Source organism: Lentzea sp. NPDC092896 (assembly GCF_044754905.1).
In the GTDB taxonomy this organism is placed as follows: domain Bacteria; phylum Actinomycetota; class Actinomycetes; order Mycobacteriales; family Pseudonocardiaceae; genus Lentzea.
In genome coordinates, this window is the sequence record NZ_JBIVPX010000001.1 from 2,195,632 (window position 1) to 2,221,866 (window position 26,235).

The window sequence follows — 26,235 nt, forward strand, 5'->3', positions numbered from 1 at the left end:
CGTAGGGTTTTCGCATGCGCGCCGACCGGTTGGTCTCACTGGTCCTGCTGCTGCGCAGGCACGGTCAGCTGTCCGCGACGGCGCTGGCCCGCGAACTGGAGGTCTCCACCCGGACGGTGTTGCGCGACATCGAGGCTTTGTCCGCGGCGGGCGTCCCGGTCTACGCCGAACGCGGCCGGCACGGCGGTTTCGCGCTGCTGCCCGGTTTCCAGACCGAGCTCACCGGCCTGAACCACGACGAGGCGCTAGCCCTGCTGGTCGCCGGTTCGCGACGAGGCGCCCAGGTGTTCGGACTCGGATCGGCCCTCGCCTCGGCCATGCTCAAGGTGGTCGACGCCCTGCCCGAGAGCTACCGGCAGACCGCGGCCGGTGCGGCGGAACGGCTGCTCATCGACCCGGAGACCGATCTGCTGTCCCGTCGTGCGGTCGAGGAGGAGCTGCCGGACGCGGTGGTGGCGGAGGTCCGGCGCGCGGTCTTCGCGGGACACCGGCTGCGGATCCACTACGAGGCGCACGAGAAGGCTCCCGAGTGGCGCACGGTCGACCCGATCGGCCTGGTCACCGTGCGGGAGCAGGGGTATCTGCTGGCCCAGAGGTCGGGGGAGGACCGCACCTACCGGCTGTCCCGGATCCTGGCAGCCGAGGAGCTGGACGAACCCGCGCAACGTGCCGACCGGGTCGACCTGGACCGGGCCTGGCAGGAACGCAGCACGCGGTTCCGGACCGGTGGGGATCAGGTCGCCGTGGTGCTGCGCGTGCACCCGGCCCGGCAGGAGGAACTGGCGGGCACCGCTCTGGCCGTGCTCGCCGAGGAGCCGGACGGGGAGTGGCTGCGGATGGAGGTCACCTTCCAGGACTCACGGCACGCGGAGTGGGCGGTGTGGCGGCTGTCGGCGGGGGCGGAAGTCGTGGGGCCGCAGTGGCTGCGTGCCGCGCTGAGGGAACGGGCGACGGCGATCGCCGCCCGGTACGGCGATGGGGTGGGGGAGTAGTGGTGGAGGTCGAGAAGACAGGGGTGGGTACCGAGCGAGACTTCAGCCGGTACCTGTCCGCACGCGTGTTGTCCGTGGTGGGCGCCGTGGTGTCGGCGGTGGCGCTGCCCGTGCTGGTCTACCAGCAGACCGGGTCTGCGGGCTGGACGTCGGCCGTCACGGCGGCGGAAGCGTTGCCGTACCTGGTGTTCGGGTTGCTGGCCGGCGCGCTCGCGGATCGGCTGAACCGCCGCCTGATGATGGTGGCGATGGACTTCACGGTCGCCGCCGTGCTGCTGAGCGTGCCGCTGGCGTGGCTGGCGGGCGGATTGACGGCGCCGCACGTCGTGGTGGTGGCGTTCGCGACGCAGACGGCGTTCGTGTTCTTCGACGCCGCCAACTTCGGGGCGCTGCCGGCGTTGGTGGGCAAGGAAAAGCTGACCACCGCCTACTCGAAGCTCTACGGGCGCACGACCGTGGTGGAACTCGTCGTGCCGGGCGTGACCGGTCTGCTCGTGGCGATCGTTGCTCCGGCGGCACTGCTGGCCGTGAACGCGTTGACGGCTGTGGGGTCGGCGTTGTTGTTGCGCGCGATCACCAGCAACATGGCCAATCCACGGCCGGTGCGCGGTGCGGGCGAACTCGCCAAAGACGTGCGTGAAGGTTTGCGATTCCTGTGGGACGAGCCGGTGATCCGCATCCTCACGCTCGTGGGCGCCACGCACTCCGTCGCCAGCGGTGCGTGGATGGCGGTGCTCGTGCCGTTTGCCGACCAGGTGCTCGGCGTCGCGCCGAAAGGGGATGCCCGGCTCGCCGTGCTGTTCAGTTGCTGGGGCGTGGGCGCGGTGATCGCGTCCCGGTTGTTCCCGCGGGTGACGGCGCGGTGGGGCAACGCGAAGGTGTCGCTGGCCGCGTTACCGCTGTCGCTGCTCGGCGGAGTCCTCGTTCTCGTGAGCGGGCATTGGATCGTCCTCTGCCTGACCGCGACGTACTGGGGCATCACCGGCGCGCTCGTGGTGATCAACGGGATCACCTACCGGCAGCAGGTGTGCCCGGAGGAGTTGCAGTCGCGGGTGAACACCACGGGCCGGATGGTGGCCTGGGGTCTCGGTCAGCCGCTCGGCGCGGCACTGGCCGGTGTCCTGTCGGTCGCGGCCGGTGATCCGCGGGCAGGACTCGCCGCCGGCCTCGCGGTGTTGCTGATAGGCGTCGTGATGGCGTGGGTGACGCCCGCGCTGCGCCAAGCCGCCTAGAAGTACCGCAGCCACACGTAACCCCAGGCCATCGCGGTGCTCACCAGCGTCACGACGATGCCGTAGCGGGTGAACTGCCAGAAGCTGATCCGGTGCCCGGCGCGGGCGGCGATGCCGAGCGCGACGACGTTGGCGCTGGCGGCGACCGCGGTGCCGTTGCCGCCGAAGTCCGCGCCGAGGGCGAACGACCACCACAGCGCGCGGCCGGTCCCGGTGTCGGGGATCTCCGCCACCATGCCCTCGACCACCGGCGTCATCGTTGCCACGTAGGGGATGTTGTCGAAGAACGCTCCGAGCACGCTGGAACCGAACAACAACGCCGTGGCGGCGGCGAAGTAGTTGTCGTCGAAGGCCGAGACCGCCCACGTCCCAACGGTTTCGATGACGCCGGTGTGCACGAGTCCCGCCACCATCACGAACAGGCCCATGAAGAACGTCAGCGTCGGCCACTCCACCTCGGCCAGGACGTCGTTCACGTCCGCCCGCGTCACGAGCAGCATCACGCCCGCGCCGACCAGGGCGACGATCGCGGGATCGAGGTGCAGCACCGAGTGCAGGCCGAACCCGGCCACCACGCCCGCGAAGACGATCAGGCAGCGGCGCAGCATCGCGGGGTCGGTGATGGCCCGCCGCTCCTGCAACGACATCACGGCCTCGACGTGCTCGGCGTTGTACTGGAACGACTTGCGGAACAGGACTTTCGTGAGCAGCACGAACACCACGAACACGACCGCGACGATCGGTGCCATGTGGACGAGGAAGTCGGTGAACGTGAGGCCCGCCCGGCTGCCGATGATGATGTTCGGCGGGTCGCCGATCAACGTCGCCGCGCCACCGATGTTGGACGCGAGCACCTCGGCGATCAGGTACGGCTGGGCGGCGATCCGCAGCCGGTTGCACACGACGATCGTGACCGGCGCGACGAGCATGATCGTGGTGACGTTGTCCAGGAACGGCGACGCGATCGCGGTGATGGCCATCAGCATCACCATCAGCCGGTACGGGCGGCCGCGCGCCTTCTTGGCGGCCCAGATCGCGAGGTAGTCGAACACGCCGGTCTGCTTGACGATCCCGACGATGATCATCATGCCGAACAGCAGGAAGAGGACGTTCCAGTCGATGCCCGCGTGCTCGGAGTAGAACACCTCGGAGCCCGGGACCAGGCCGAACACGGCCATCAGCCCGGCTGCCACCAGCACGACCTTGACCTTGTTCGCCTTCTCGGTGGCGATGAGGAAGAACGCGACGAGGAAGATCGTCAGGGCTAGGGCGGCGCTCACGGATCTCCCAACGGGATGGGTGTCACCGCCGGCGCGAGTTCAGCGCGCCGGCGGTGACGGGGACAGATGGCCCTGGGGTTCAGTCCTCGGCGGTGTAGACCGCGAGCGAGGTGATGAGACGGTCGAGGGTGATCGCGCCGACGAGCGCGCCCTCGTCGTCGACCACGGCGACGAGCGGGCTGTGCTGGCGCGCCATCAGCGCGGCGACCTCCAGCAGCGTCGCGTCGGCGCGGACGGTCGCGGGTTTGGCGCGCTGGTTCGGTGCCACGTCGCCGACGGTGCGGTCGCTCAGTTCCATCCAGAACAGGTCGGCGTGCCCCTCGTCGACGACGCGGGCGAGCGCGGGATCTTCCTGATATGCCTGGGGAACCGCGAGCCGCAGCACCTGGGTGCCGGGCAGCACCGTCCACGGGCGGGCGCGGTCGTCCACCACGATCAGCCCCGGCAGCCGGTTGACCGCCATCACCCGCACCGCCTTGGTGACCGGGTCGTCGACCGTCACGGTCGGAACGTTGATGGCGATGTCGCGTGCCTGCATGGCATCAGCCCCCAGTTGACCCGCGATGGACATGGTCGCCTCCCGTCTCCTGGTGGAAGTCTCTGCGGGACGGCCGGCCAGGACCATCGGGTGCGACACCCATTTCGGACATGTGGTCAAGGCTTCTGGCCGAGGCCGATCAGCCCGGCCAGCATCAGTCCGGCCGCGACGAGAAGTGCGTGCGGCGCGGTGATTCCGGCGATCAGCAGGGCCAGTGCGACCCCGAGCAGAACCCAGGGCAGTGGTCGTCGAGTGCGGGTGGGTCGGTCTGTGTGGACCATGACACCAAGACTCCCTGGTCGTGGCCCTGCTGACGATCCGTCCGCTCACTCAACTCCCGGCCGTCCGGAGGGGTGGTGCGGGGGTGAAGTTGGGTGTTGCCACGGATTTACTGGAACGCGCCCGGACGTCAGCCTCGCAGGCGTGTTGGGTAGTGATCACAAGACGGCGGTGCGCGCGCCGGACCGGACCTATCGCCCGGAACTGCAGGGCCTGCGCGCGGTGGCCGCACTGCTCGTGGTCGTCTACCACGTGTGGCTGGGCCGGGTGTCCGGTGGCGTCGACGTGTTCTTCCTGATCTCCGGGTTCCTGGTGACGGGACAGCTGGTGCGGGCCACCGGGCGAGGACGGCTCGACCTGCGCGCGTTGTGGAGCAGGATGGCCAAACGGCTGCTGCCCGCCGCTGTCGTCGTGCTCGGCGCGGTGCTGGTGGCCGGGGCGGTGCTGCTGCCGGAGAACCGATGGCCGCAGACCGTGCGGGAGGTGATCGCGTCCGCGCTGTTCCTGGAGAACTGGCAGCTGGCGTCGGATTCCACGGACTACTACGCGCAACACGACCAGGCGAGCGTCGTGCAGCACTTCTGGTCGTTGTCGATCCAGGGCCAGTTCTACTTGATCTGGCCGTTGCTGGTCTTGGTCGTCACACTGCTGCGCCGATCGCTTTTCCGGGTGCTGGCAGTGGTTTTCGCGCTTTCGCTCGGCTACTCGGTGTGGCTCACCGCCGTCGACCAGCCGCTGGCGTACTTCCACACGGCGACGCGGATCTGGGAGTTCGCCTTCGGCGGTCTGCTGGCGTTGGCCGTGTCACGCATCGACCTCTCAAGTCCTTTGAGGACGATCCTGGGCTGGGCGGGCCTGCTGGGACTCGTCATCTGCGGGATCGTGCTGGACGTGGGCGCGGGATTCCCCGGCTACCTGGCGTTGTGGCCGACGACGTGCGCCGCCGCGGTGATCGTCGCCGGAACCACCGGCAGCAGGGTCGGCGCGGACCGCCTGCTGGCCGCCCCGCCGCTGCGCTACCTGGGCGACCTCAGCTACGCCCTCTACCTCTGGCACTGGCCGGTGCTGGTGGGCTGGCTCGTGCTCAGCGGCCGCGACGAGGTCGGGTTGGAGGACGGGCTGGCGATCATCGGAGCGTCGCTCGTGCTCGCGGCGGTCACGCACCACCTGGTGGAGGAACCCGTGCGCAGGTCCCGGTTCAGAGCACGCACGCTCACCGCCCTGCTGGTCCCGCTCCTGGTGGCGACGACCGTCCTGCAGCCGACGGGACCACGCGAGGTGGCCGCGCAGATCCCGGCCGCGGACTTCGCCGCGCTCGACGGCCAGCACTGCGCGAAGTCGGTGCACAACCAGGAACTCGACATCTGCTACGGCCCGGTCGAAGGCACCCCGGCCAAACGGGTCGTGCTCGTCGGCGATTCGCACATCCAGCAGTACCTCGCCGCGTTCGCACCGATCGCGGAGCGCCGGAACTGGCAGCTGATCGCCATGCTCAAGGGCGCCTGCCCGTTCTCCACGCGGTCGGAGAAGGTGCCCGGCGACCAGTCCTGCCTGCGGTGGAACGAGAGCGCGGCCACCGAGATCATCGGTCTGCGCCCGGACTTCGTCTTCACCCTCGCCTCCCGCAACGTCCAGGTAGGACTGACGGAGGAGACACCGCCGGGGTTCGTCGAGCGCTGGCGCCAGCTCGACGCCGAGCAGATCCCGGTGGTCGCGGTGCGCGACAACCCCCGCTACAGCTTCTCAGTGCTGGACTGCGTGCAGGTGCACGGTCCCGCGGCCCGCTGCGGCGCACCCCGTGCCGACCTGCTCGCACCCGTTCCGCCGTACGCGCGGCTCGACGTGCCGGCCAACGTGTCGTTCCTCGACTTCAGCGACCACCTGTGCACCGAGGACCAGTGCCCGCCCGTCGTCGGCGACCTGCTGGTCAACTTCGACGACAACCACGTGAGCGCCACCTTCATGCGTTCGCTGTCCGCCGTGGTCGAGGAAGGGCTCGACACGGTCACCGACAACTCGTGAGTCCCGGTTGTTGTGAAGAGGTCATGAAGATCGCAGACGGGACGATTCGCGCACCCTACGTTCGGGGAACTGGCCACTCCCTGCATGAAGGAAGCGCATGTGCAGAAAACGAAGCGTGGCACTGGCTGCCGCGCTGTTGTTCTCGGTCGTCGTGGCGAAACCCGCGGTGGCGGACGAACGGGAACCGCAGGCCGCGGGCACTCCCGGCGTCGTCACCCTGATCACCGGCGACCAGGTCGTCGTCGACGGTGACCGCGTCTCGTCCGTGCGGATGGCGAAGGGCCGCGAACAGCTGCGTGCCTGGCGCTACCGGCTCGACGGCCACGACCACGTCGTGCCGCAGGACGCGGTCGCGGACCTGAAGGCCGGCAAGCTCGACAAGCGGCTGTTCGACGTCACCGGGCTCGTCCAGCAGGGCTACGACGACCGCAACGAGCCCACCGTGCCGACCATCGTGACCGGCTCCAACTCCCTGACCGCGGGCGTCGACGCGGTCTACGTCCCGAAGACCGAGGCGGCGGGACGGTGGCGTGAGCGGGGCTCGGCCCGGCTCACGGCGGAGAAGATCTGGCTCAACGGCCGGGTGCGGCCGACGCTCGACGAGAGCGTGACGCAGATCGGCGCGCCGAAGGCCTGGCAGGCGGGCTTCCGCGGCGACGGCGTGAAGGTCGCCGTCCTCGACACCGGGTACGACACCGCGCATCCGGACCTCAAGTCCGTTGTGGACACTTCGGTGGACTTCACCGGCGAGGGCGTGCAGGACCTCGACGGGCACGGCACGCACGTGGCGAGCACGATCGCGGGCAGTGGAGCGGCGTCGCAGGGCCGCTACCAAGGCGTCGCGCCCGGCGCGCGGCTGCTGGTCGGCAAGGTGCTCGGCGAGTTCGGCGGCCGGGAGGACTGGGTCCTCAACGGCATGCGATGGGCCGTCCAGCAGGGTGCCGACGTCGTCAACATGAGCCTCGGCGGTGGCGTCACCGACGGCACCGACCTGATGTCCCAGACGGTCAACGAGCTCTCGGCGTCGAGCGGCACGCTGTTCGTCATCGCGGCCGGCAACTACGGGCTGCGCGAGAGCGTGGGCAGCCCCGGCGCCGCCGACCGCGCGCTCACCGTGGCCAACGTGACCAAGCAGGACAAGCTCAACCTGACCTCCAGCCAGGGACCGCGATTGGGCGACTTCGGGCTGAAGCCGGAGATCGCCGGACCGGGCACGGACATCGTCGCCGCGCGGGCGGCCGGGCTGCTGCCCGAGTACGCGGTGGGCGACAACTACGCGCAGCTCTCCGGCACGTCGATGGCGTCGCCGCACGTCGCCGGTGCCGCCGCGATCCTCGCGCAGCAGCACCCGGACTGGACCGGCGAGCAGATCAAGAACGCGCTCATCGGCTCGTCCCAGCGACTCGCGGGCATCTCGACGCTGGCCCAGGGCGCGGGCAGGCTCGACATCGCTCGCGGTGTCGCGCAACAGGTCCGGGCCGAGGGCGTGGCCGGGTTCGGCGCGGTGTGGGGCACCGCCGAGTCCAGCCGGGAGATCACGTACGTCAACTCCGGCAGCAAGCCTGTCACGTTGGCGCTGGAGTTGGACGTCGACCGCAAGAACGTGCTCTCGGTGCCGAAGTCGGTGACCGTGCCTGCCAGTGGGTCGGCGTCGGTCAAGGTGACCGCGCGTCCCACGGCACAAACGGCGGGCGAGCTCACCGGGGTGCTGCGGGCGCGTGCCGGTGACGTCGTGCTGACGACCCCGGTGACCGGGCAGTTCAACGGCGAGAAGCGGACGCTGACCGTGAAGGTGCCGCCGAGGTCCGGCGAGTCCTTCCAGTCCCTGGTGATCGTGCAGAACGAACGCACCGGCCAGGCTTTCGGGGACTTCACCTCCACCGACTCGCTGAGCCTCACGGTGCCGAGCGGCCCTTACCGCGTGCTCGGCCTCATCGCGGAGCTGACCGGCGACAACACCTTGTTCGCCCAGCGCGTGGAGATCTTCGACGACACCACGGTCGACGCGAACACCATGGCGGGCAAGCCGATCACGGTCGGCGTGGACGACCCGGACGCGCGGCCCCAGATCGGCGGCGGGTTCGGGCTCCTGTCCGACCCCGACGAGTCCGGTCCGCTGGAGTCCGCGGGCATCCTACGCGGTGGCGGCGTGCCGAAGGACGGCGCGCGGCTGTACAGCGTGGCCGGTCCGGACGTGCGCGGCCTGTCGCTGACGAACCTCAGCTACTTCAACCACCCGTGGGCGCTCACGACGGTGAGCGGTGCCGGAGGGTTCGAGCTCAGCGAGACGTACTTCCCGTGGACCACCGACTTCACCGGCACGCGCACCGGCCGGTTGGTAGGCGTCGGCGAGGCCGATCGCGCGTCGATCGAGGCGGCCGACGTCTCCGGCGCGATCGCGGTGATCACGCCGAAGAACTGGGACGACCCGGTCTACCCGCCGGGGGAGCAGCTGATGAGCGGCGTGGAGTTGTTGAAGCAGAAGGGCGCGAAGGCCGTGCTCTCCTACTTCAACCCGACCATCGACTCGGGTTCGGCCGCCGAACCCGCGCTGCCCACCGGCCTGATCTTCAACTCCACTGAACTGCGCCGCGTGCAGGACCTGATGGCGCAACGGACTGTGGAGGCCACGATGTCCGTGCGTGCCAACAGCCCGGTGTCGTACTTCCTCGGCCAGGAGGTCAAGGGCCTGCCCGGCGGGTACGACTTCAAGTTCGCGAAGGCCGGACTCGGCCGGATCGAGCGCAGGCTGATCGATACGATGCCGGCGAACACGTACCGGTTCGGTGCGGCTTCGTGGACCGTCGGGCCGATGCGGGCGGGTGCCGACGTCGAGTCGAAGTGGCCGCAGCGCCGCACCGACTACGTCTCTCCCGCCGCCGCGGTGCAGCTGTTCGACACGGGTGCCTTCCTCCAGGACGGCCGCCAGTCGTACGCGGAGGTCACGCTCCCGGTGACGGTGAAGGCGGGGGAGAAGCGGACGTCCCGCGTCTTCGCCGCGCCGTTCGGTCCGGAGCTGACCACGCCGCCGATCGCGCGGGGCGACAACAAGCCGCTGCCGTGGGCCTACCGGTCGCGTGACCGGATCAGCCTGATGGTCCCGATGTTCTCGGACAGCGATCCCGGCACGGTCAGCTTCTTCGACCCGTCGCACACCGGCACCACCGTGCTGTCGCGCAACGGCAAGGAGATCGGCCGCGGCAAGGACCGCGCGGCGCTGGGTGCGTTCGACGTGCCGTCCGGACCTGGATGGTTCACCCTGGCCGCCGAAGCCGTGCGGCCGACCGGCAACCTCACCCCCGCACTGTCCACAAAGGTGCGTTCGGAGTGGCGGTTCCACGCGCGGTCCGGCACCGACGAGCGGGCGGCGTTGCCGTTGCTCGACATCCGGTACGCGCTGGATCTCGACGACCACAACACCGCGCACGGTCCGGTGCGCGGCACGGTGTCGGTAGCGCACCAGCCCGGTGCCCCGTCGGCGAACGTGCGGTCGATCGGGGTGGAGGTGTCCTTCGACGACGGCGTGACGTGGCAGCGCGTCAAGGTCGCCGGCGGGAAGCTGGAACTTCCAGCCGGGACGACGGGCTTCGCGTCGTTGCGCGCGACGGCCGCCGACGTCCTGGGCAACTCGGTGACCGAGACGATCACCAGGGCCTACGCGGTGAAGTAGGGCCGCAGGGGTGCCCCGCTCGGGGGCGGGGCACCCCTCGCGTTGGGTAGGTCTGGCAGTACCAGGAAATCGCGGGCCTGCCACGTTCCGCCGCGCCGGGCGAGGCTGAGGACACCACGACGAAGGGGATGTCCGATGCAGCAACGGGTTCTCGGCCGGCAGGGACTGAAGGTGTCGGCGATCGGCTACGGCGCCATGGGGATCAACCTCGCGTACGGCGCCAGCGACGAGCAGGGCGGCGCCGAGGCCATCCAGCGCGCCTACGACCTCGGCGTCACGTTGTTCGACACCGCCGAGATGTACGGCTGGGGCGACAACGAGAAGGTCGTCGGCCGTGCGCTGAAGTCCGTGCGCGACGACGTCGTGATCGCGACGAAGTTCGGTTTCACCCACGACTACGGCACCGACAGCAGGCCGGAGCACATCCGCGAGGTCGTCGAGAACAGCCTGCGGTTCCTCGGCGTCGACACGATCGACCTGCTCTACCAGCACCGCGTCGACCCCGCCGTGCCCATCGAGGACGTCGCGGGCACCGTGAAGGAGTTCGTGGACGCGGGCAAGGTGAAGTACTTCGGGCTGTGCGAGACCGGGCCTCGGACGATCCGCCGCGCGCACGCCGTGTTGCCGGTGTCCGTGCTGCAGACCGAGTACTCGCTGTTCGAACGGGACGCCGAGCAGGTGTTCGGAGTGCTGGACGAGCTCGGCATCGGCTTCGTGCCGTACTCGCCGCTGGGCCGCGGGTTCCTCACGGGCACCGCGCGGCCGGGCTCGTCCTACGACGAGACGGACATCCGCTCGACCGATCCGCGGTGGCAGCCCGGCAACTTCGAGAAGAACGTCGAGGCCACCCGGCAACTCGCCGTGCTGGCCAGCGACCTCGGCGCGACCATCGCGCAGCTCGCGCTGGCGTGGCACCTGGCGCAGGGCGAGCACATCGTGCCGATCCCGGGCACGCGCAGCGCGAAGCGGGTCGAGGAGAACGTCGGCGCGGCGTCTCTCGCCCTGAGCGCCGCGGACCTGGCCGCGATCGCCGAGATCCTGCCGAACGGCGGGTTCGGTGCGCGTTTCGCGGGCGAGGTCCCCGTCTGGGAGTGAAATGCTGTGCGGGTGGACGGTGAGATCGGTAGTTTCCTGACCGCACGCCGGGCACGGGTGGCGCCGGAGGACCGAGGTCTGGTCTCCGGCACCCGCCGCCGGGTGCCCGGTCTGCGGCGCGAGGAGGTCGCGCTGCTGGCCGGGGTGAGCGTGGACTACTACGTCCGGCTCGAACAGGGCCGCGCCGAGTCGCCGTCCGACGCCGTGCTCGGTGCGCTGGCACGGGTGCTCGGCCTCGACGCGGTGGCGTACGACCACCTGCTGCGCCTCGCCCGTCCGCACCGTCCCGCGATCCTGTCGCCGCAACGGGTCCGGCCGGGCGCTCGGGCGTTGCTCGACGCGATGCACGGGATTCCGGCGATCCTCGTGGGACGCTGGCAGGAGATCCTCTACGCGAACCGGCTCGGCGAGGCGGTGCTGCCCCGGCACCACCCCGGACCGGGACGCAACGCCGCGCGGCACGTGTTCCTCGGCTCCGACGCGCGCGACTACTACGCCGACTGGGACGTGGTCGCCGCCGACACGGTCTCCGTGCTGCGGCAGGAAAGCAGCCGCCATCCCGGCGATCCCGTCCTGGCTGCGCTGGTCGCCGAGCTCACCGCCGCGAGCCCGGAGTTCGCGCGGCTGTGCTCGTTGCACGACGTGCAGGTCAAGACCGACGGCCTGATCCGGCTCAACACCACCGCCGGCCCGCTGAGCCTGACCTACGAGTACCTGCTGGCCGACGGCGGCGCCGAGGTGATCGTCACGTACCTGCCGGCCGACCGCGCCACCGCGGACGCGTTGATCTCACTGGGCCAGCAGCTTGGCGATCCCGAACTCGAACCGGGCGTCGAACGACTCCTCGGCGAGGAAAGGTAGAACGCGCTTCAGCGCCGGTCGGTCTCCGATGGCGAGATCTCCCGAACCTTGCGGCAGCGCCTGTTCTTCCTGTGCCAGGCCGAGGATGAAGTAGATGACGCTCCAGCACGTCCAAGCGGCGTCACGAGCGGACAGGCCGCCGTCCAGCAGTGCGGCGACGAGCGCCTCCGCCGTGTCCAAAGTGGCCGGTTCCGCGGCGTAGGTGCCCGCCACGACAGCGGCTCCGTCGCGGTGCGCAAGCAGCGCCTGCCGATAGCGTCGCGCGATCTCGGCGGCCCGCCCGTGCCAGTCCTGCGGCAGGCCGTCGAGGGAGACGCCGCCGACGATCGCGTCGGCCATCAGCTCCTCGAGCCGTGCCTTGGTCTTGACGTGCCAGAGGACGGTGTTCATCCGCACGTCGAGCTTCTGTGCGATGGCGCGCATCGACACCGCCTCGGCGCCGCGCTCGTCGAGGATCTCCAGCGCGGTGCGCACCACGTCCGCTTGACTCTTGGTCACTGACCTAGTCTACTCGGCCGCGAAGCATTGGTCAGTGACCAAGGGAGAGAGTCATGCACGACGTCGTCATCGTGGGCGCGGGGCCGACCGGCCTCTGGCTGGCAGGAGAACTGCGGCTGGGAGGGGCCTCCGTGGTGGTGCTGGAGAGCCGGCTGGACAGGGACGAGAACTCCAAGGCGCTCACGATCCACCCCCGCACGATCGAGATCCTCGACTGCCGGGGAGTGGTCGAGCCGTTCCTGGAGGAGGGCGTCCGCATCCCGAACGGGCACTTCGGCGGGCTGCCCGACCGCATGGACTTCTCGGTGCTGGACACGCCGTACCCGTTCACGCTGGCGTTGCCCCAGGTCCGCACCGAGGAACTGCTCGAACAGCGCGCCGTCGGAATGGGCGCGACGGTGCGGCGGGGTTGTCAGGTGGTCGGCCTGACCCCGAACGGGGTCGAACTGGCCGATGGTGAGGTCGCCGGGCGCTATGTGGTCGGTTGCGACGGCACCCGCAGCACCGTGCGCGAGGTCGCGGGCATCGACTTCCCCGGCACCGCCGCCACGACCTGGGGCTGGTTGGGCGACGTCGTCCTCGACGATCCGCCCGCGCGGGGGTTCGCGAGCTTCACTGGCCCCGACGGCGGCCTGATGGTCGTGCCGTTGCCCGGTGGCGTGCACCGGATCGTCGGCGGCGACCCCGCCTCGAACCGTCCCGAGTGGCCCGGTGAGCTGACCCTCGACGAGCTGCGCACCACCGTCAAGGCGATCGCGGGCACCGACTTCGGCCTGCGCGACCCGAAGTGGTTGTCGCGCTTCGGCAACGCCACCCGTCAGGCCTCCGCCTACCGGTCCGGTTCCGTTCTCCTGGCCGGAGACGCCGCGCACATGCACTTCCCGACCGGGGGAGTGGGCATGAACGTCGGCATCCAGGACGCGCACAACCTCGGCTGGAAGCTCGCCGCCGTCGTCACCGGGCGCGCGGACGACTCATTGCTCGACACCTACCACTCCGAACGCCACCCGGTGGGCGCCGACCTGCTCCGGCACACCAGGGCTCAGACGGCGTTGATGACGGCGTATTCGCCCGAGGGACAGGCGCTACGGGCGGTCGTCAGCGGGCTGATCGCGTCCGCGCCCGACATGTCCAAGGAACTCGCCGAACGCCTGTCAGGCCTCGACGTCGACTACGGGAAGGGCCGGCGGGTGCCCGACGACGGCACGCTCTTCGCCCGGCTGCGGTCCGGCCGTCCGGTCGAGACGGCCGCCGGCCTCGTGCGTCCCGACGGGCACCTCGCCTAGTCCAGAACGTCGAGGACCTCGTTCAGCGCTCGCAGCTGACGTGCGTCGAGGCGTCCGAAGATCTCCCGCAGGACGTCGGTGCCCGCCTGCTCGCCCACGGCGAGGGCCTGGACGCCCTCGTCGGTCGCGGAGACGACCTTGGCCCGTTTGTCGGCGGCGTCGGACGTCCTGCGCACCAGGCCGTCCCGCTCCATCGCCTCGACGGCCTGGGTGATCGACCGGGCGGCCATGCCGAGCTCGGTGGCCAGCCGCGTCTGCTTGACCGGCCCCAGCCTCGTGAGCACCTGGAGGATCTTCGTGCGGGCGAGCGACACCCCGGTTCCGGACAGGTGCTCGTCCACCGCCCTGCGGATCCTGGCGGACGTCATCAGGTAGCGCAGTCCGACGTCGGCGGCGTCCATCGGCCTCCTTTGTGAGGTACCTCAGTATCGTGCATCATTGAACCATGAGCACCGCTGTCATCACCGGCGCGACGCACGGCCTGGGCAGGCTCGTCGCGCTCGACCTCGCCCGCCGCGGCTTCGACCTGGGCGTCGTCGCCCGCAGCGCCTCGAAGGTGGACGACCTGCGTGCCGAGATCGGGGCGGGCGTCACCGTCACGGCCTTCGTCGCCGACCTGTCCTCGCTGGAGGACGTCCGTCGCGCGGCGAAGGCGATCGACGCGCACTACGACCGCGTCGACGTGCTGATCAACAACGCCGGCATCCACGCGTTCAGCCCGCGCGTCACCCCGGACGGCGTGCCCGAGATGACGGCGGTGAACTACCTGGCGCCGTGGGTGCTCACGAACGCCCTGCGCGACAAGCTGATCGCCTCGGCGCCCGCCCGCGTCGTCACCGTCGCGTCCGAGGCGGCGCGGCAGGCCCGAAGCCTTGATCCGGCGACCGCTCTGACGTCCGCCGCCCACTACGGCCGGACCAAGCTGATGGACATCATGTTCAGCCAGGAGCTTGCGCGACGGCTGGAGGGCACCGGGGTCACGGCCAACTGCTGCGACCCCGGTTTCAACACCACCGGCCTCGGCCGTGAACTGCCGTTCGCGGGCCTGTTGGAGAAGGCGCTGCACGCGTTGCGCATCGGCGACCCCGCTCGTGGTGCGTCGATCATCACGCGGCTCGCGGTGGACCCCGGCTTCGCGGACGTCACCGGCGGCTACTTCTCGGTGAAGGACGCCGCGCCCCTGGAGTGCCCGGAGGCGGGGCGCGGCGTCGTCCAGCGCTTGCTGTGGGAGGAGACCGAGAAGCTGCTCAGCTGAGGTGGTGCACCTCCTGCGTGCCGTAGACCGGCGTCGGCACGCCCTCGAACCGCGCTTTCAGTTGCAGCGCCAGGAAGAGCGAGTAGTAGCGCGACTGGTGCAGGTTGCCGCCGTGGAACCACAGGCCGGGCTGCCGGGTCGGCTTCCACATGTTGCGCTGCTCGCCCTCCCACGGGCCGGGGTCCTTGGTCGTGCCGGACCCGAGGCCCCAGCACTTGCCGACCCGGTCGGCCATCTCCTGCCCGGCGAGGTCGGCGACCCAGCCGTTCATCGAGCCGTAGCCGGTGGCGTAGACGACGAGATCGGCCTCCAGTTCGGTGCCGTCGGACAGCACGACGGCGTTCTTCGTCAGCCGGTCGACCTGGCCGCGGACGAGCTTGATCTTGCCGTCCGCCACCAGTTCCGAGGCGCCCACGTCGATGTAGTAGCCGGAGCCACGGCGCAGGTACTTGAGGAACAGGCCTGAGTCGTCGTCGCCCCAGTCGAGGTCGAAACCGGCCTTCTCCAGTCGTGCGTAGAAGTCCGCGTCGCGTTCCTTGATCCGCTGGTACACCGGGATCTGGAACTGCGGCAGGATCCGGTAGGGCAGCGAGGCGAAGATCGTGTCGGCGCGGTCGGTCGTGACGCCGGCGGCGACGGCCCGTTCCGAGTAGAGATCGCCCAAAGCTATGTCCATCAAGGAGTCCGAGCGCACGATGTGCGTCGACGAGCGCTGGACCATCGTGACGTCCACGCCGTGCTCCCACAGCGCCGCGCAGATGTCGTGGGCGGAGTTGTTCGAGCCGATCACGACTGCCTTGCGTCCGGCGTAGGCCTCCGGTCCCGGGTGTTTCGACGAGTGGTGCTGGTCGCCCTCGAACAGCTCCGCACCGGGGAACGTCGGCACGTTCGCCTTGCCCGACATCCCTGTGGCGAACACGAGCTGCTTCGGGTGCAGCGTGACGGTCTCGCCATCACGATTGACGGTGACCGTCCACTGTGCACCGTCGTAGGTCGCTTCCTCGACCTCCGAACGGGTCCAGTACGGCACCTCCATCACGCGCGTGTACATCTCCAGCCAGTCCGCGATCTTGTCCTTGGGCGCGAACACCGGCCAGTTGTCCGGGAACGGCAGGTACGGCAGGTGGTCGTACCAGACCGGGTCGTGCAGGCAGAGGCTCTTGTACCGCTTGCGCCACGAGTCGCCGGGCCGGTCGTTGCGCTCCAGCACCAGCGCGGGCACACCGAACTGCCGCAGCCGCGCGCCGAGTGCGATACCGCCCTGCCCGCCGCCGATCACCACCACGTACGGCTGTTGCGCGTAGCCGAGCTCGGCCTGCTCGCGTTCGCGTTCCTCGGCCCACGAACGGCGTTCCTCGATCACGCCGTGCCGCACGCCCTTGGGCCGCGTCTCCTTCTTGTTCTCCTCGAACCCCTTCAGCTCGTGCAGGCTCGTCAGCAACGTCCACGCGCCCTCGTCGTTGAGCCGCAGGTGCCCTTTGCAACGGCCCGAGGCGGTCTCGAACTCGAGCCACGCCTCCACGACCCCGTCGGCTTCCGACGGCGTCTCGGTCGTGCGGAAGTTCTCCGGGTCGGTGCCGTCGAGACACGCGCTGAGCAGGTCCGCGACGCCCTCGCGTCCCTCGACGGTCTTGATGTTCCAGGTGAAGGCGACGAGATCGCGCCAGTAGCTGTCGGTGGCGAACAGGCCGGCGGCGGCGTCGACGTCCCGTGCCTTGAGCGCCGCCTCGAACTCGGCGAGCCAGGCGTCCACGCGAGCTTGCGCCGTGCGATCCATGGTCTGCGTCATCGCGGCTCCTCGTCAGTCGTCCTGCCGCCGATTCACCTCCTTCCCGCGCTTCGGCGAAACCGTTGCACCGGATTGCACGCCTGGTACATGCTCGGACGGTGAGCGTGCCCAGGGCGGTGCCGCCCGGTCAGCACCTGCCCACGTATGCCCGCGAACTCGTGCGCATGCACGACGCGGTCATCGCGGGGAGTCGCTCCGCCCTGCGCCCGCGAGCGCTCGTCTCCCGCTCGTGGAACCGAGTCCTGGACCTGGGTCTGCGCGCCGACGACGTCAACACCCGCGACTGGCTGGGCCCGGCCGAGATCGGTCGCCGCCAGGAAGCGTCCCCGTTGCGCGAGGTGGTCCCGGACCTGCGGGCCATCGTCGGATCGCTGGCCGACGCCTCCCAGTTGCTGTTCGTGGTGACCGACCACGAGGGCGTCATCCTCTGGCGCTCCGGCACTCCCGCGGTCCGGCGTCGTGCCGACGCGCTGGGCTTCTTCGAGGGCGCGGACTGGGCCGAACGCCGCGTCGGAACCAACGCCATCGGCACCGCTCTGGCCGAGGCCGCCCCCGTCGAACTGCTTGCGGGCGAACACTTCGAGCAGGGCCAGCACCCCTGGTACTGCACGGCGACCCCAGTCCACGACCCGCGCACCGGTTCGCTGCTCGGGGTGATCGACGTCAGCGGGCCGGCGCTGACCCTGCATCCGGCGATCGGCGCGCTGGTCGAGACCGGCCGGATGCTGGCCGAGTCGCGGTTGTGGCGCTACCACCAGGAACGGCTCGACCGGTTGCGGTCCGCGGCCCTGCTCACCGGACCTTCGCTCGTCGTGGACGACGACGGGTGGGTGGCGGCCTCGCACGGAGTCGCGGTGGGGTCGCGGATCGCCGTTCCCGTTGCCGGACGCCCTGTCGCGGTGCCGGGACTCGGTGCCTGCACGCCGGAACGCCTCGCGGGCGGCTGGCTGATCCGACCGTCCTCTGTGGACCGGACTGTTGGCTTGGAACTCGACCTGACCCGGACACCGCAGGTTCGGTTGTCCGGTGGTGACGCGGACTGGCGGCGCACGATCACCCGGCGGCACGCGGAGATCCTGGTGCTGCTGCATCGCGCGGGACGGGCCGGGCTTTCCGCCGAGGCGTTGAGCAACGCTTTGTACGGGGACGCCGAGCACGTGGTGACGGTGCGGGCCGAGGTGTCGCGGTTACGACGGCTGCTGGGCGCGCTGGTGGAAACGCGGCCCTATCGGCTGTCCGGTGACGTGCGGATGACCGTCGTCGACTAGCACGTTGCTTTCGGCGGACCCGACACCTGTTTCAGATCCACCATCGACGCCTTCGTGCCGTTCCAGTGGATGCGGCCGGTCCAGTCGCGCAGGCAGAAACTCGCGCCCTGGTAAGAACTCCATGCGAGTGCGACATCGCCGTTGACGATGCTCATCCGACTCACGGTCGAGTGCTCTCCCTCGGTGATGTCGCCGAGGTCGATCGAACCGAGCACCTTCGGTCCAGGCCCGTAGAGCACTATGTGGTGAGGCCAGCCGACTCCGCCGCGCGAGCACGAGATGATGGCTGCCGCGTCGCCAGCGCCGTCGCCGGTGAGGTCGCCCAGCACGATCGGTTTGTCGACGTTGCCGGGTGCTTTCGCGAGGAGGCTGACGAAGCCGTCGATCTCGGGGATGCCGGGGAGCGAGCCGTTGACCAGCCGGCCGGCCGGGTGCTGGCAAGCACTGGGGACGGGCGCGGAGTTGAGGTCAGCCGCGCTGACGGGCCTGCCGGTGCCGGTGAGGGCGATCTTGAACCTGTCCGTGCCGGTCAACGACATCACCGTGCCCTGCAGGCCGCCGAACACCAGCGCGGCACCGCTCGACAGGACGAGCAGGACGAAGCTCGCGGCCGTGGAAAGCGCGCCTCCCAACGCCTTGGCCACGGGTTCCAGGCACGACAACGCGGCTTTGGCGAGCGCTGCCACCGCGTCGGCGCCCGGTTTGCCGTCCAGCTTCGCCGCGTCGACGGCGTCGCCGAGACAGCCGAGCACCGCGACGTCGTCCGTCACGGCGCCGAGGTCGACGTGGAACAGCGCCATGATCGCCTGCACCGCGAACACCAGGTCCATGACGAGCCACGTGCCGACGTCGACCTGGCCCTCGACGGTCGCGGGCAACGAGGACACCGGGAACCGGTACTTCATCTCGCTGCCGGGGATGAGCAGCCCCTCCGCGTAGGGGCGCTTGGTGGCCAGCGCGTGGTAGCCGGCGAGCACGACGGCCTTGGCGGGGTCGATCTCGCCCTGGGGTTCCAGGGTCGCGGAGGGTGCGGCGCGGACCCGCCACGGCAGCGGCGAGTTGCTCGTCAGCGCGACCGTCATCTGCCCGTTCTCCACGCTGACGCACGGCCACAGAACAGGCTTGGCGGTGGCGGAGTAGTCGCCGTCGATCGCGATCTTCATGCCGGACGGGTCGGTGGCGGGGGCTCCGGCGCACTCCGGCCGAGCCGAGGTGATGCCCAGTGCCTTGCCGACGAACTCGTCGGCCACCCGGCCCGCGGCGCGCAGGTCCACGAAGGTCGGCCAGAACGAGCTCAGGTGTTCGGTGGTGGCCGTGATCGTGTTGGTGGCGGCGTCGAACGAGGCGGGCATCAGGTGCGGCCCGGACCCGTCGGACGGGGTGGTGACGAGGGCCGCGTGCTGTCCCTCGGGTGGCGTGCCGGTGACGGGGAACCGCAGCTCCAGCGGCTTCTCGGGTTGACGGCCGCCGAGCGAGATCTCGACGCCGGACGCCGTGTTCGTGGTGATCGTCGAACTGAGATCGGGCGACGCGGCGGTGGTCGCGTGCACGGTGAGGGTCGTGCCCTCCGGTGCGACGCCGGCCGGGCCGTGCACGTGGACGCCGCCGACGGTGAGGTCGACGCCGTCCCGGCCGACGGTGGCGGAGTCCGTCGCCGACGAACCTGACCGGAACCAGCCCGATCGGACGGCGATCACCGCTGTCGTGGCGCACGCGAGCACCACGACCACGGCGATCCAGATGGTCGCCCGGCGACGGGATTTCGAGATGCGCGGCGGCGTCACCCCTGCTTCATAGGAGCGCCCGGTCCGGCCGTTACTCCGTTGGGCCGATCGAGTGGGGCCCGTGCAACGGTTCCCGGTGTGGCGGGCACTTCCGGGTTGTGCTGAGAAAAGTCATCTTCGTGCTCGTCGTCCTGCTGGGAACGGGAGGAACGGGCGTCGCGGCGGCGCAGGACGGCGCCGAGGTCGAGGTCTTCTGGGACCGCAACCGCGACGGCGTGCGGCAGGCCGACGAACCGCCGTTCGCTCACGCCTACTTCAGCCTCACGAATCCCAACTTCCGCGGTTATCCGGACACCGCGGGCTATCCGATGTACACCGACGACCACGGCCTGGCGAAGCTCGAACCGCGCCCGTGGGCGGTGGCGTTCCCGGAGGACAAGTACGTGGTCACGACCAGGGCGGTCGCGGCGGTCGATCCCGGCGACAGGCTGGTGATCGGCGTGCACGGCGCCGCGATCTGCGGAACGGCCTGGCTCGACGAGAACGCCGACGGTCAGCGGCAGGACGGGGAGCGCCTGATCGGTGGCCACGAGATCCAGGCACGTCATCCCGTGAACGTCGGTGGCGAACGCACGGCCTTCACGGCCGACGACGGGACGTACTGCTTCCGCGACCTCCCGGTCGACCACTACCAGCTGACGTCCGCCGACCGCCTCGGCATCGACAAGACGACCTGGGGCGTCGCCCACTGGCGGTCCGACGACGCCGACGAGGACCAGGTGTCGAAGTTCGACGTCGCGGACGGCAAGTCAAAGGTGCTCAAGGTCGACGTTCCCGGCACCGACATCGACGACGTCGACACGGCGTTCGTCAAGGCCGACCAGAACACCGTCGAGCCGTTGGGGATCACCGTCGTCAACCCCGACGGTTCGACCTTTCCGCGAGACCTGGCGGTGGGGGAACGGATCAAGGTGATCGGCGAGTTCCGGGCGAGAGGCCCCGCCCACGACAGCTACAACGGGAGCCTCCACCTGCCGGAAGGCCTGAAGATCCTCGGGACCGAGGGCATTCCCGCCGAGGTGCGGGAGCGCAACCTCGTCGAGGTCGGGTTCCCGGATCGCCGTGCGCCCGAACAGGTGGAGCGGGTCGTCGTGATCGCGGAGGTCGAGACGGCGTTCCCCCACAGGGAGGTGAGCCTGACCGCGGTGACGGAGCGGGTGACGGTGCAGATCCGGGCCCTGGGGTCCGAACCCGCGAAGCGTGCGAGAACGGTGCCGTGGGACATGGTGATCACCTTGGTGCTGCTGCTGATGGTGGTGTTCACCGTCTGGTGGCTGCGCAGGCGCAGGACCAGGAGCTGAACGTGGGTCGGGTCGCGGCGCCCCGCGCTCGGGGTGGCGCCGCGACCCGTGTTCAGAGGATCAGGAGTGCGGGCACGTGTCCCGGTACTCCTCGATCAGCGTGCTGCGTCCCGGCGCCGGGCAGAGGAACTGCTCGTAGCGGGTGTCGTTGTCGATGAACCGCTTGAGCCACGAGATGCTGTACTTCGCGATCGTCGTGTTGGACGAGTTGGGTGCGAAGTGCGAGGCGTTGTTGAGCTCGAGGTACGCCTTGTCCAAAGTGGACGGCAGTGACGTGTAGAACGGTTCGGAGTGCGACGAGACCGGGGCGACCGAGTCGCTCTCGGCGCCGACGACCAGGGTCGGGACGCGGACGGACGACCAGTTCTTCGTGGTGTGCCAGGCGGTCAGCGGGATCGCCGCTTGCAGTGCCGGACGCTGGCTGGCGGCGCGCAGGGTGCCGCCACCACCCATCGAGTGGCCCATGACGCCCAGGCGCGAGGAGTCGATCCGGGTGCGCACCGAGCTCTGCTGGGTCAGGTAGTCGAGCGCCGCCAGCAACTGCGACGCCCTGCTGTCGGGCTGGTCGTAGATCGTGTTCGTGTCGATGGTGAAGATCACGAAGCCCTGCGAGGCCAGGCGCGGGCCGAGCCACGAGATGCTCGACTGCGTGCCGGTGTAGCCGGGGGAGATGACCACGGCGCCGAACGTGCCCGCGGAGGTGCTGGTCGGGTAGTAGATCGTGCCGCCGCCGAAGCCGCCCACCAGGGACGACACCGAGGTCTCCGACACGGCGAACGAGCCGCGCGTCGCCTCGATGCTCGAGTTGGTCGGCGCGGGGCCGCGCTCGTACGGGTTGTCGGCCGCTTGGGCTTCAGTGCCCGTGACGAGCACCAGGGAGAGTGCGATGGGGATCAGGGTGCGGAGTTGCACAGCGCTGTACACCTCATTCGGCAGGGAACAGGGGAGGAACGTTCTCGACCCTCCTGCCCCGGCCGCCGGGTCCGCATCGGTGCAACCACCGGTCTCGGTGAACAACTTCGGTGGCAAAACTAACGGTGGTAGGTGAATTTGGGCGTTACCCCTTCCGGAGGGGCCGCTACCGCCGTAAGACTGGGCCGATGCTGCGTGGCCGAGAGCGGCAACGCGTCGCCGTGGACGCGTTGGTGGACCGTGCGCGCGTTGGGCGCGGCGGGGTGCTCGTGCTGCGCGGCGAGGCCGGCTCGGGCAAGACAGCGCTGCTCGACGCCGTGCGGCAGACCTACGACGCGTTGTTGTGCGTGGATGTCCGCGAACTCGACGATGACCTCGTGCAGCTCGCACGGGACGTCGTCGGAACGAGGGCCGCGCTGCTCATCGCGACCGAGGGCGAGGCGTGCGGATTGCCCAGCGTCACGCTCGACCCGTTGGACCCCGCGACGAGCCTGCGGGTGCTGCACGACCTGGTGCCCGGCCTGCCCGCCACGCTCGCCGCGGACCTCGCCGACCTCGCCTGCGGGAATCCGCTGGCGCTGGTCGAGCTGGCGGGATCGCTGACGTCCGCGCAGCTCGGAGGCATCGCGGCGGCGCCGGAGGTACTGCCGGAGAACAGCTCTCTGCGGCTGCGATGGCGAGCCCGGTTCGACAGCCTGTCGCCCCGGGCACAGCACGTCGTCGCGCTGGCCGCGGTGGACGAGGAGATCGACGCCGAGGCACTCGACCTCGACGCGGTGATCGAGGCGGGCCCGTTGGTCGACCCGCGCAGGCTGGTCCGGTCCGCGCTGCAGGCGGACGTGCCGCTGCCGCTGCGGCGCAGGGCCCACGCCGAACTCGCGGAGACCCTGCCGCCCGGTGCCCGGCGCACGTGGCACCAGGCGGTCACGACCCAGGACGCCGGGCTCGCCGACATCCTCACCACCCACGCCGAACACGCCCGTCTGTGTGGCGACTTCGCCACCGCCGCACGCGATCACGACCGCGCGGCCCGGCTCACGACCGACCCCGAGGAGAAGGCGCACCGCCTGCTCAAGGCCGCCGCCGACCATTGGGCGCACGGAGCGCCGCACCGGTCGCGGGCCGTCCTGCGCACCGCGGTCCGGATGACCCACACACCGGAGCTCAGGGCGCTCATGGACCTGGTCGTCGGCGGCATCGACCTCGGTGAGAGCCTCCCGGACGTGGCGGCGGACCGGTTGGTGCGCGCGGCGAAAGGCCTGGTCGGCACCCGTCGCACGCTCGCGGTGGCGGCACTGGGGTTCGCCGGCGAGGCGGCCAGCATCGCCGGAGACCACCGCCGCTACACCGCGGTCGCCGAGTTCGCGAGGGAGATCCGCCGCGACGACGAGCCACCCGCCACCCGGCTCACGCTCGACCACCTCACCGGCATGCTGGCGACGTTCGACGGCCACCACGACGAGGCGTTGCCCGCGCTGCGCACCGTCGTGGATCTTGCTGACCAGGTCCCCGGACCGCAGGCCCGGATCTGGGCGAGCCAGGCCGCCTACGTGCTCGGGGACGCCGCCCGGTCGCACGAGATGGCGACCAGCGCGGTGACGGCGGCGCGGGAGAGCGGGTTCGTCGCGCTGGTGCCGTGGGCGCTGGTGTACCGGGCGTTGTCGGCGTTGCTGCTGGACCAGCACGCGGCGGCGCTGACGGCGGCCACCGAGGGCGTGCACGCGGCGACGGCGATCGGGCAGCACAACGCCGTGGTCGACCACTTGACGATCCTCGCGTTGCTGGCGGCGTTGCGCGGTGACGCGGACACGGCGTTGCACCGCATCGACACCGCCACCGAGCACATCACCCAGCGCGGACTCACCCGGCCCGGCACGTTCGGCGCCTGGGCGTTCGCGTGCGTCGACCTGGCCCGCGACCGGCCCGCAGACGCGCTCGACCGGTTGCGACTGCAGCCGGGACACGCCGGCATCAAGGTCATGGCCGCACCACACGTGGTGGAGGCCGCCGTGGCGTGCGGCAAACCGTCCACAGCGGACAGAGCGCTGCAGCCGTACGAGAAGTGGGCCGGCACAACGGGAAGCACGGCCCGCATGGCGCTTTCGCACCGCTGCCACGGCCTGATGGAGACCGGCACGGCCGACGAGCACTTCGAGGAAGCCATCCGGCTGCACCGCGCCAGCGGCACCGCGCTGGAACTGGCCAAGACCGAGCTGCTGTACGGGAACCGGTTGCGGCGCGGGCGCAAGCCCAAGGCGGCGCGCGAACACCTGCGCGACGCCGTGCGCATCTTCCAGTCGTACCAGGCCGATCACTGGGTCGAACGCGCCCGCGCCGAACTGCGCGCGGCCGGCGACTCCACGAGCGAGCCCAAGGACCACCCCGGCCTGACGCCGCAGCAGGCGCAGATCGCCAGGCTGGTCGCCGAGGGCGCGACGAACCGCGAGGTCGCCGCGCGGTTGTTCCTGAGCCACCGCACCGTCGAGCACCACCTGCGCAACATCTTCGCGCGGCTCGGCGTGCGGTCGAGGGTCGAGCTCACCAGGAGACTCGATTGATCTTGGAGGTTGTGTGCGCGAGCAGTACCGGCACTGGCAGCGGATTCCGACCCGGTGGGCGGACAACGACGTCTACGGCCACGTGAACAACGTCGTCCACTACGCGTTCATGGACACGGTGATCAACACGTGGCTCATCGGCGCCGGGCTGGACATCCAGGCCGGGCAGCAGATCGGGCTCTGCGTGGAGTCCCACTGCAACTACCGGGCCTCCATCTCCTTCCCGGAAGCGGTCGACGCCGGGCTGCGCGTCGGGCACCTCGGCCGGTCGAGCGTGCGCTACGAGGTCGGGTTCTTCTTCGAGGGACGCGAGGACGTCGTGGCGGAGGGCCATTTCGTGCACGTCTTCGTGGACCGCGCGACGCGCAAACCGGCGGAGATCCCCGCGAACCTGCGCACGGCGATGGAAGGTCTGGTGGTGGCGTGAAGACGCGAGGCGCGGTGCTGACCGGGGTCGGTGGGCCGTTGGAGATCGTGGAGCTCGAACTCGACCCACCCGGTCCCGGCGAGGTGCTGGTGCGGGTGCACGCCACCGGCCTGTGCCACTCCGACCTGTCCGTGATCGACGGCTCGCGCATCCGGCCGCTGCCGATGGTGCTCGGCCACGAGGCGGCGGGCGAGGTCGTGGAGGCGGGCCCGAACGCCGAGTTCGCGCCCGGCGACCACGTCGTGCTGTCGTTCGTGCCCGCGTGCGGTGCCTGCCGCCGGTGCGCGTCGGGCCGTCAGGCGTTGTGCGAACCGGGAGCCGCGGCGAACCGTGACGGCACGCTGCTCGGCGGACAGCGACGCTGGACCCTGCCGGACGGCACGCGTCCGCACCACCACCTGGGCGTGTCCGGGTTCGCCGAGTACACGGTGATCTCCGACAGGTCTGCGACCCTCGTGCCGCCGGATCTGCCGTTCGACATCGCCGCGCTGTTCGGCTGCGCGGTGCTGACCGGTGCGGGAGCGGCGTTCTACAGCGCCGAGGTGAAGCCGGGGGACCGGGTCGCGGTCTTCGGGCTCGGTGGCGTCGGCCTGGCGGCGGTGCTCGCGGCCGTGACGGCGGGTGCCACGCAGGTCGTCGCGGTGGACGTGGTCGAGCACAAGCGCAAGCTCGCTCTCACGCTCGGCGCGACGCACGAGGCCGCGGGCGGCCCGGACGCCGTCGCCCACGTGCGCGACCTGACCGGTGGTGGCGCGGACAAGGTCATCGACACGACCGGCGTCGCGGCGGTGCTCGAACAGGCCTACGCCGCCACGTCCGTCGGCGGCACCACGGTCACCGTTGGCCTGCCACACCCCGATCGCACCGTGTCGCTGCCCGCGCTGAACCTGGTCGCCGAGGAACGCACGCTCAAAGGCAGCTACCTCGGCTCGTGCGTGCCGCGTCGGGACGTGCCCAGGTTCGTCGACCTCTACCGCGCGGGACGGCTGCCGGTCGACGGACTGCTGTCCGGGCGACTACGGCTCGACGAGATCAACGACGGGTTCGCGAAGCTCGCCTCCGGCGAGGCCGTCCGGCAGGTCGTCGTGATGGAGTAACGCCCGATCAAGCCCATCCGGGCACGAATCGGGCAGGACAGTTCCGGTGTCAGCTGTTGACCACCGAGGTCTGCCTGCTGCACGGTGAGAG

21 protein-coding genes are annotated in these 26,235 nt (G+C 70.3%); 13 read left to right on the forward strand and 8 right to left on the reverse strand.

Going from position 1 to position 26,235, the window contains the following annotated elements; translation table 11 throughout:
• Positions 1-14: 14 nt before the first annotated feature.
• On the forward strand, positions 15-992 hold the full coding sequence (locus ACIQF0_RS09710; RefSeq protein WP_401026725.1) for a helix-turn-helix transcriptional regulator: 978 nt from the start codon (positions 15-17) through the stop codon (positions 990-992).
• Between the two features lie 23 nt (positions 993-1,015).
• Positions 1,016-2,224, forward strand: a complete 1,209-nt coding sequence (locus tag ACIQF0_RS09715) for an MFS transporter (RefSeq protein WP_401026728.1) — start codon at positions 1,016-1,018, stop codon at positions 2,222-2,224.
• Here the strand turns inward: ACIQF0_RS09715 and ACIQF0_RS09720 are convergent.
• The 3 genes from ACIQF0_RS09720 to ACIQF0_RS09730 all read right to left on the reverse strand — a co-directional run bounded on the left by ACIQF0_RS09720 (position 2,221) and on the right by ACIQF0_RS09730 (position 4,323).
• Positions 2,221-3,504 carry an SLC13 family permease gene (locus tag ACIQF0_RS09720; RefSeq protein WP_401026730.1) on the reverse strand — a complete coding sequence of 428 codons (1,284 nt, stop codon included), beginning with the start codon at positions 3,502-3,504 and terminating at the stop codon, positions 2,221-2,223. The two genes, ACIQF0_RS09715 and ACIQF0_RS09720, sit on opposite strands and share 4 nt — an antisense overlap.
• 79 nt (positions 3,505-3,583) lie before the next feature.
• Positions 3,584-4,075 carry a CBS domain-containing protein gene (locus tag ACIQF0_RS09725; protein ID WP_401026733.1) on the reverse strand — a complete coding sequence of 164 codons (492 nt, stop codon included), beginning with the start codon at positions 4,073-4,075 and terminating at the stop codon, positions 3,584-3,586.
• Between the two features lie 83 nt (positions 4,076-4,158).
• Positions 4,159-4,323, reverse strand: coding sequence for a hypothetical protein (locus ACIQF0_RS09730; protein ID WP_401026736.1), 165 nt, complete (start codon positions 4,321-4,323; stop codon positions 4,159-4,161).
• Between the two features lie 142 nt (positions 4,324-4,465).
• Between ACIQF0_RS09730 and ACIQF0_RS09735 the strand changes: the two genes are divergently transcribed.
• The 4 genes from ACIQF0_RS09735 to ACIQF0_RS09750 all read left to right on the forward strand — a co-directional run bounded on the left by ACIQF0_RS09735 (position 4,466) and on the right by ACIQF0_RS09750 (position 11,969).
• Positions 4,466-6,343: an acyltransferase family protein gene (locus ACIQF0_RS09735; RefSeq protein WP_401026739.1), complete on the forward strand. Its 1,878-nt coding sequence runs from the start codon at positions 4,466-4,468 to the stop codon at positions 6,341-6,343.
• Positions 6,344-6,458: 115 nt separating this feature from the next.
• Positions 6,459-10,013 (forward strand): S8 family peptidase, encoded by a 3,555-nt coding sequence (locus ACIQF0_RS09740; protein WP_401026742.1) that lies wholly within the window; start codon positions 6,459-6,461, stop codon positions 10,011-10,013.
• Between the two features lie 135 nt (positions 10,014-10,148).
• Positions 10,149-11,108: an aldo/keto reductase gene (locus ACIQF0_RS09745; RefSeq protein WP_401026745.1), complete on the forward strand. Its 960-nt coding sequence runs from the start codon at positions 10,149-10,151 to the stop codon at positions 11,106-11,108.
• Between the two features lie 12 nt (positions 11,109-11,120).
• On the forward strand, positions 11,121-11,969 hold the full coding sequence (locus tag ACIQF0_RS09750; protein WP_401026748.1) for a helix-turn-helix domain-containing protein: 849 nt from the start codon (positions 11,121-11,123) through the stop codon (positions 11,967-11,969).
• Here the strand turns inward: ACIQF0_RS09750 and ACIQF0_RS09755 are convergent.
• A complete protein-coding gene (locus tag ACIQF0_RS09755; protein WP_401026751.1) occupies positions 11,898-12,467 on the reverse strand; it encodes a TetR/AcrR family transcriptional regulator C-terminal domain-containing protein in 570 nt (189 codons plus the stop codon). The two genes, ACIQF0_RS09750 and ACIQF0_RS09755, sit on opposite strands and share 72 nt — an antisense overlap.
• A gap of 53 nt (positions 12,468-12,520) precedes the next feature.
• Between ACIQF0_RS09755 and ACIQF0_RS09760 the strand changes: the two genes are divergently transcribed.
• Positions 12,521-13,753 (forward strand): FAD-dependent monooxygenase, encoded by a 1,233-nt coding sequence (locus ACIQF0_RS09760; RefSeq protein ID WP_401026754.1) that lies wholly within the window; start codon positions 12,521-12,523, stop codon positions 13,751-13,753.
• Here ACIQF0_RS09760 and ACIQF0_RS09765 read toward each other — a convergent pair.
• Positions 13,750-14,154 (reverse strand): MarR family winged helix-turn-helix transcriptional regulator, encoded by a 405-nt coding sequence (locus ACIQF0_RS09765; protein WP_401026756.1) that lies wholly within the window; start codon positions 14,152-14,154, stop codon positions 13,750-13,752. The two genes, ACIQF0_RS09760 and ACIQF0_RS09765, sit on opposite strands and share 4 nt — an antisense overlap.
• A 44-nt stretch (positions 14,155-14,198) precedes the next feature.
• Between ACIQF0_RS09765 and ACIQF0_RS09770 the strand changes: the two genes are divergently transcribed.
• Positions 14,199-15,008, forward strand: a complete 810-nt coding sequence (locus ACIQF0_RS09770) for an SDR family NAD(P)-dependent oxidoreductase (protein WP_401026759.1) — start codon at positions 14,199-14,201, stop codon at positions 15,006-15,008.
• Here the strand turns inward: ACIQF0_RS09770 and ACIQF0_RS09775 are convergent.
• Positions 15,001-16,797, reverse strand: coding sequence for an NAD(P)-binding domain-containing protein (locus ACIQF0_RS09775; RefSeq protein WP_401026761.1), 1,797 nt, complete (start codon positions 16,795-16,797; stop codon positions 15,001-15,003). The two genes, ACIQF0_RS09770 and ACIQF0_RS09775, sit on opposite strands and share 8 nt — an antisense overlap.
• Positions 16,798-16,895: 98 nt before the next feature.
• Here ACIQF0_RS09775 and ACIQF0_RS09780 point away from each other — a divergent pair, with 98 nt between their 5' ends.
• The gene (locus ACIQF0_RS09780) at positions 16,896-18,065 is read left to right on the forward strand and encodes a transcriptional regulator (protein ID WP_401026763.1); all 1,170 of its coding nucleotides are present in this window, start codon (positions 16,896-16,898) and stop codon (positions 18,063-18,065) included.
• Here the strand turns inward: ACIQF0_RS09780 and ACIQF0_RS09785 are convergent.
• Complete coding sequence (locus ACIQF0_RS09785) at positions 18,062-19,849, reverse strand: hypothetical protein (RefSeq protein WP_401026766.1); 1,788 nt, start codon at positions 19,847-19,849, stop codon at positions 18,062-18,064. The genes ACIQF0_RS09780 and ACIQF0_RS09785 overlap by 4 nt on opposite strands.
• A gap of 98 nt (positions 19,850-19,947) precedes the next feature.
• On the opposite strand from ACIQF0_RS09785, the gene ACIQF0_RS09790 reads away from it, so the two are divergent.
• Positions 19,948-21,150: a hypothetical protein gene (locus tag ACIQF0_RS09790; RefSeq protein WP_401026769.1), complete on the forward strand. Its 1,203-nt coding sequence runs from the start codon at positions 19,948-19,950 to the stop codon at positions 21,148-21,150.
• A gap of 60 nt (positions 21,151-21,210) precedes the next feature.
• On the opposite strand, the gene ACIQF0_RS09795 is transcribed toward ACIQF0_RS09790, so the two are convergent.
• Positions 21,211-22,062 (reverse strand): alpha/beta hydrolase family protein, encoded by an 852-nt coding sequence (locus ACIQF0_RS09795; RefSeq protein WP_401026771.1) that lies wholly within the window; start codon positions 22,060-22,062, stop codon positions 21,211-21,213.
• Positions 22,063-22,250: 188 nt separating this feature from the next.
• On the opposite strand from ACIQF0_RS09795, the gene ACIQF0_RS09800 reads away from it, so the two are divergent.
• Genes ACIQF0_RS09800 through ACIQF0_RS09810 form a run of 3 tightly spaced genes read left to right on the forward strand, consistent with a single transcriptional unit; the run spans position 22,251 to position 26,144 of the window.
• Complete coding sequence (locus ACIQF0_RS09800) at positions 22,251-24,620, forward strand: LuxR C-terminal-related transcriptional regulator (RefSeq protein ID WP_401026774.1); 2,370 nt, start codon at positions 22,251-22,253, stop codon at positions 24,618-24,620.
• Positions 24,621-24,633: 13 nt separating this feature from the next.
• Positions 24,634-25,047 carry a thioesterase family protein gene (locus ACIQF0_RS09805; RefSeq protein WP_360030053.1) on the forward strand — a complete coding sequence of 138 codons (414 nt, stop codon included), beginning with the start codon at positions 24,634-24,636 and terminating at the stop codon, positions 25,045-25,047.
• Positions 25,044-26,144 (forward strand): zinc-binding dehydrogenase, encoded by a 1,101-nt coding sequence (locus ACIQF0_RS09810; protein ID WP_401026777.1) that lies wholly within the window; start codon positions 25,044-25,046, stop codon positions 26,142-26,144. The genes ACIQF0_RS09805 and ACIQF0_RS09810 overlap by 4 nt, the downstream gene beginning before the upstream one ends.
• Positions 26,145-26,235: the final 91 nt, after the last annotated feature.

Excerpts from the sequence above, each read along its gene's own strand:
- ACIQF0_RS09710 (WP_401026725.1), top strand. The coding sequence starts at position 15 with ATGCGCGCCGACCGGTTGGTCTCACTGGTCCTGCTGCTGCGCAGGCAC.
- ACIQF0_RS09725 (WP_401026733.1), bottom strand. The coding sequence starts at position 4,075 with ATGTCCATCGCGGGTCAACTGGGGGCTGATGCCATGCAGGCACGCGAC.
- ACIQF0_RS09730 (WP_401026736.1), bottom strand. The coding sequence starts at position 4,323 with ATGGTCCACACAGACCGACCCACCCGCACTCGACGACCACTGCCCTGG.
- ACIQF0_RS09745 (WP_401026745.1), top strand. The coding sequence starts at position 10,149 with ATGCAGCAACGGGTTCTCGGCCGGCAGGGACTGAAGGTGTCGGCGATC.
- ACIQF0_RS09760 (WP_401026754.1), top strand. The coding sequence starts at position 12,521 with ATGCACGACGTCGTCATCGTGGGCGCGGGGCCGACCGGCCTCTGGCTG.
- ACIQF0_RS09765 (WP_401026756.1), bottom strand. The coding sequence starts at position 14,154 with ATGGACGCCGCCGACGTCGGACTGCGCTACCTGATGACGTCCGCCAGG.
- ACIQF0_RS09770 (WP_401026759.1), top strand. The coding sequence starts at position 14,199 with ATGAGCACCGCTGTCATCACCGGCGCGACGCACGGCCTGGGCAGGCTC.
- ACIQF0_RS09775 (WP_401026761.1), bottom strand. The coding sequence starts at position 16,797 with ATGACGCAGACCATGGATCGCACGGCGCAAGCTCGCGTGGACGCCTGG.
- ACIQF0_RS09800 (WP_401026774.1), top strand. The coding sequence starts at position 22,251 with ATGCTGCGTGGCCGAGAGCGGCAACGCGTCGCCGTGGACGCGTTGGTG.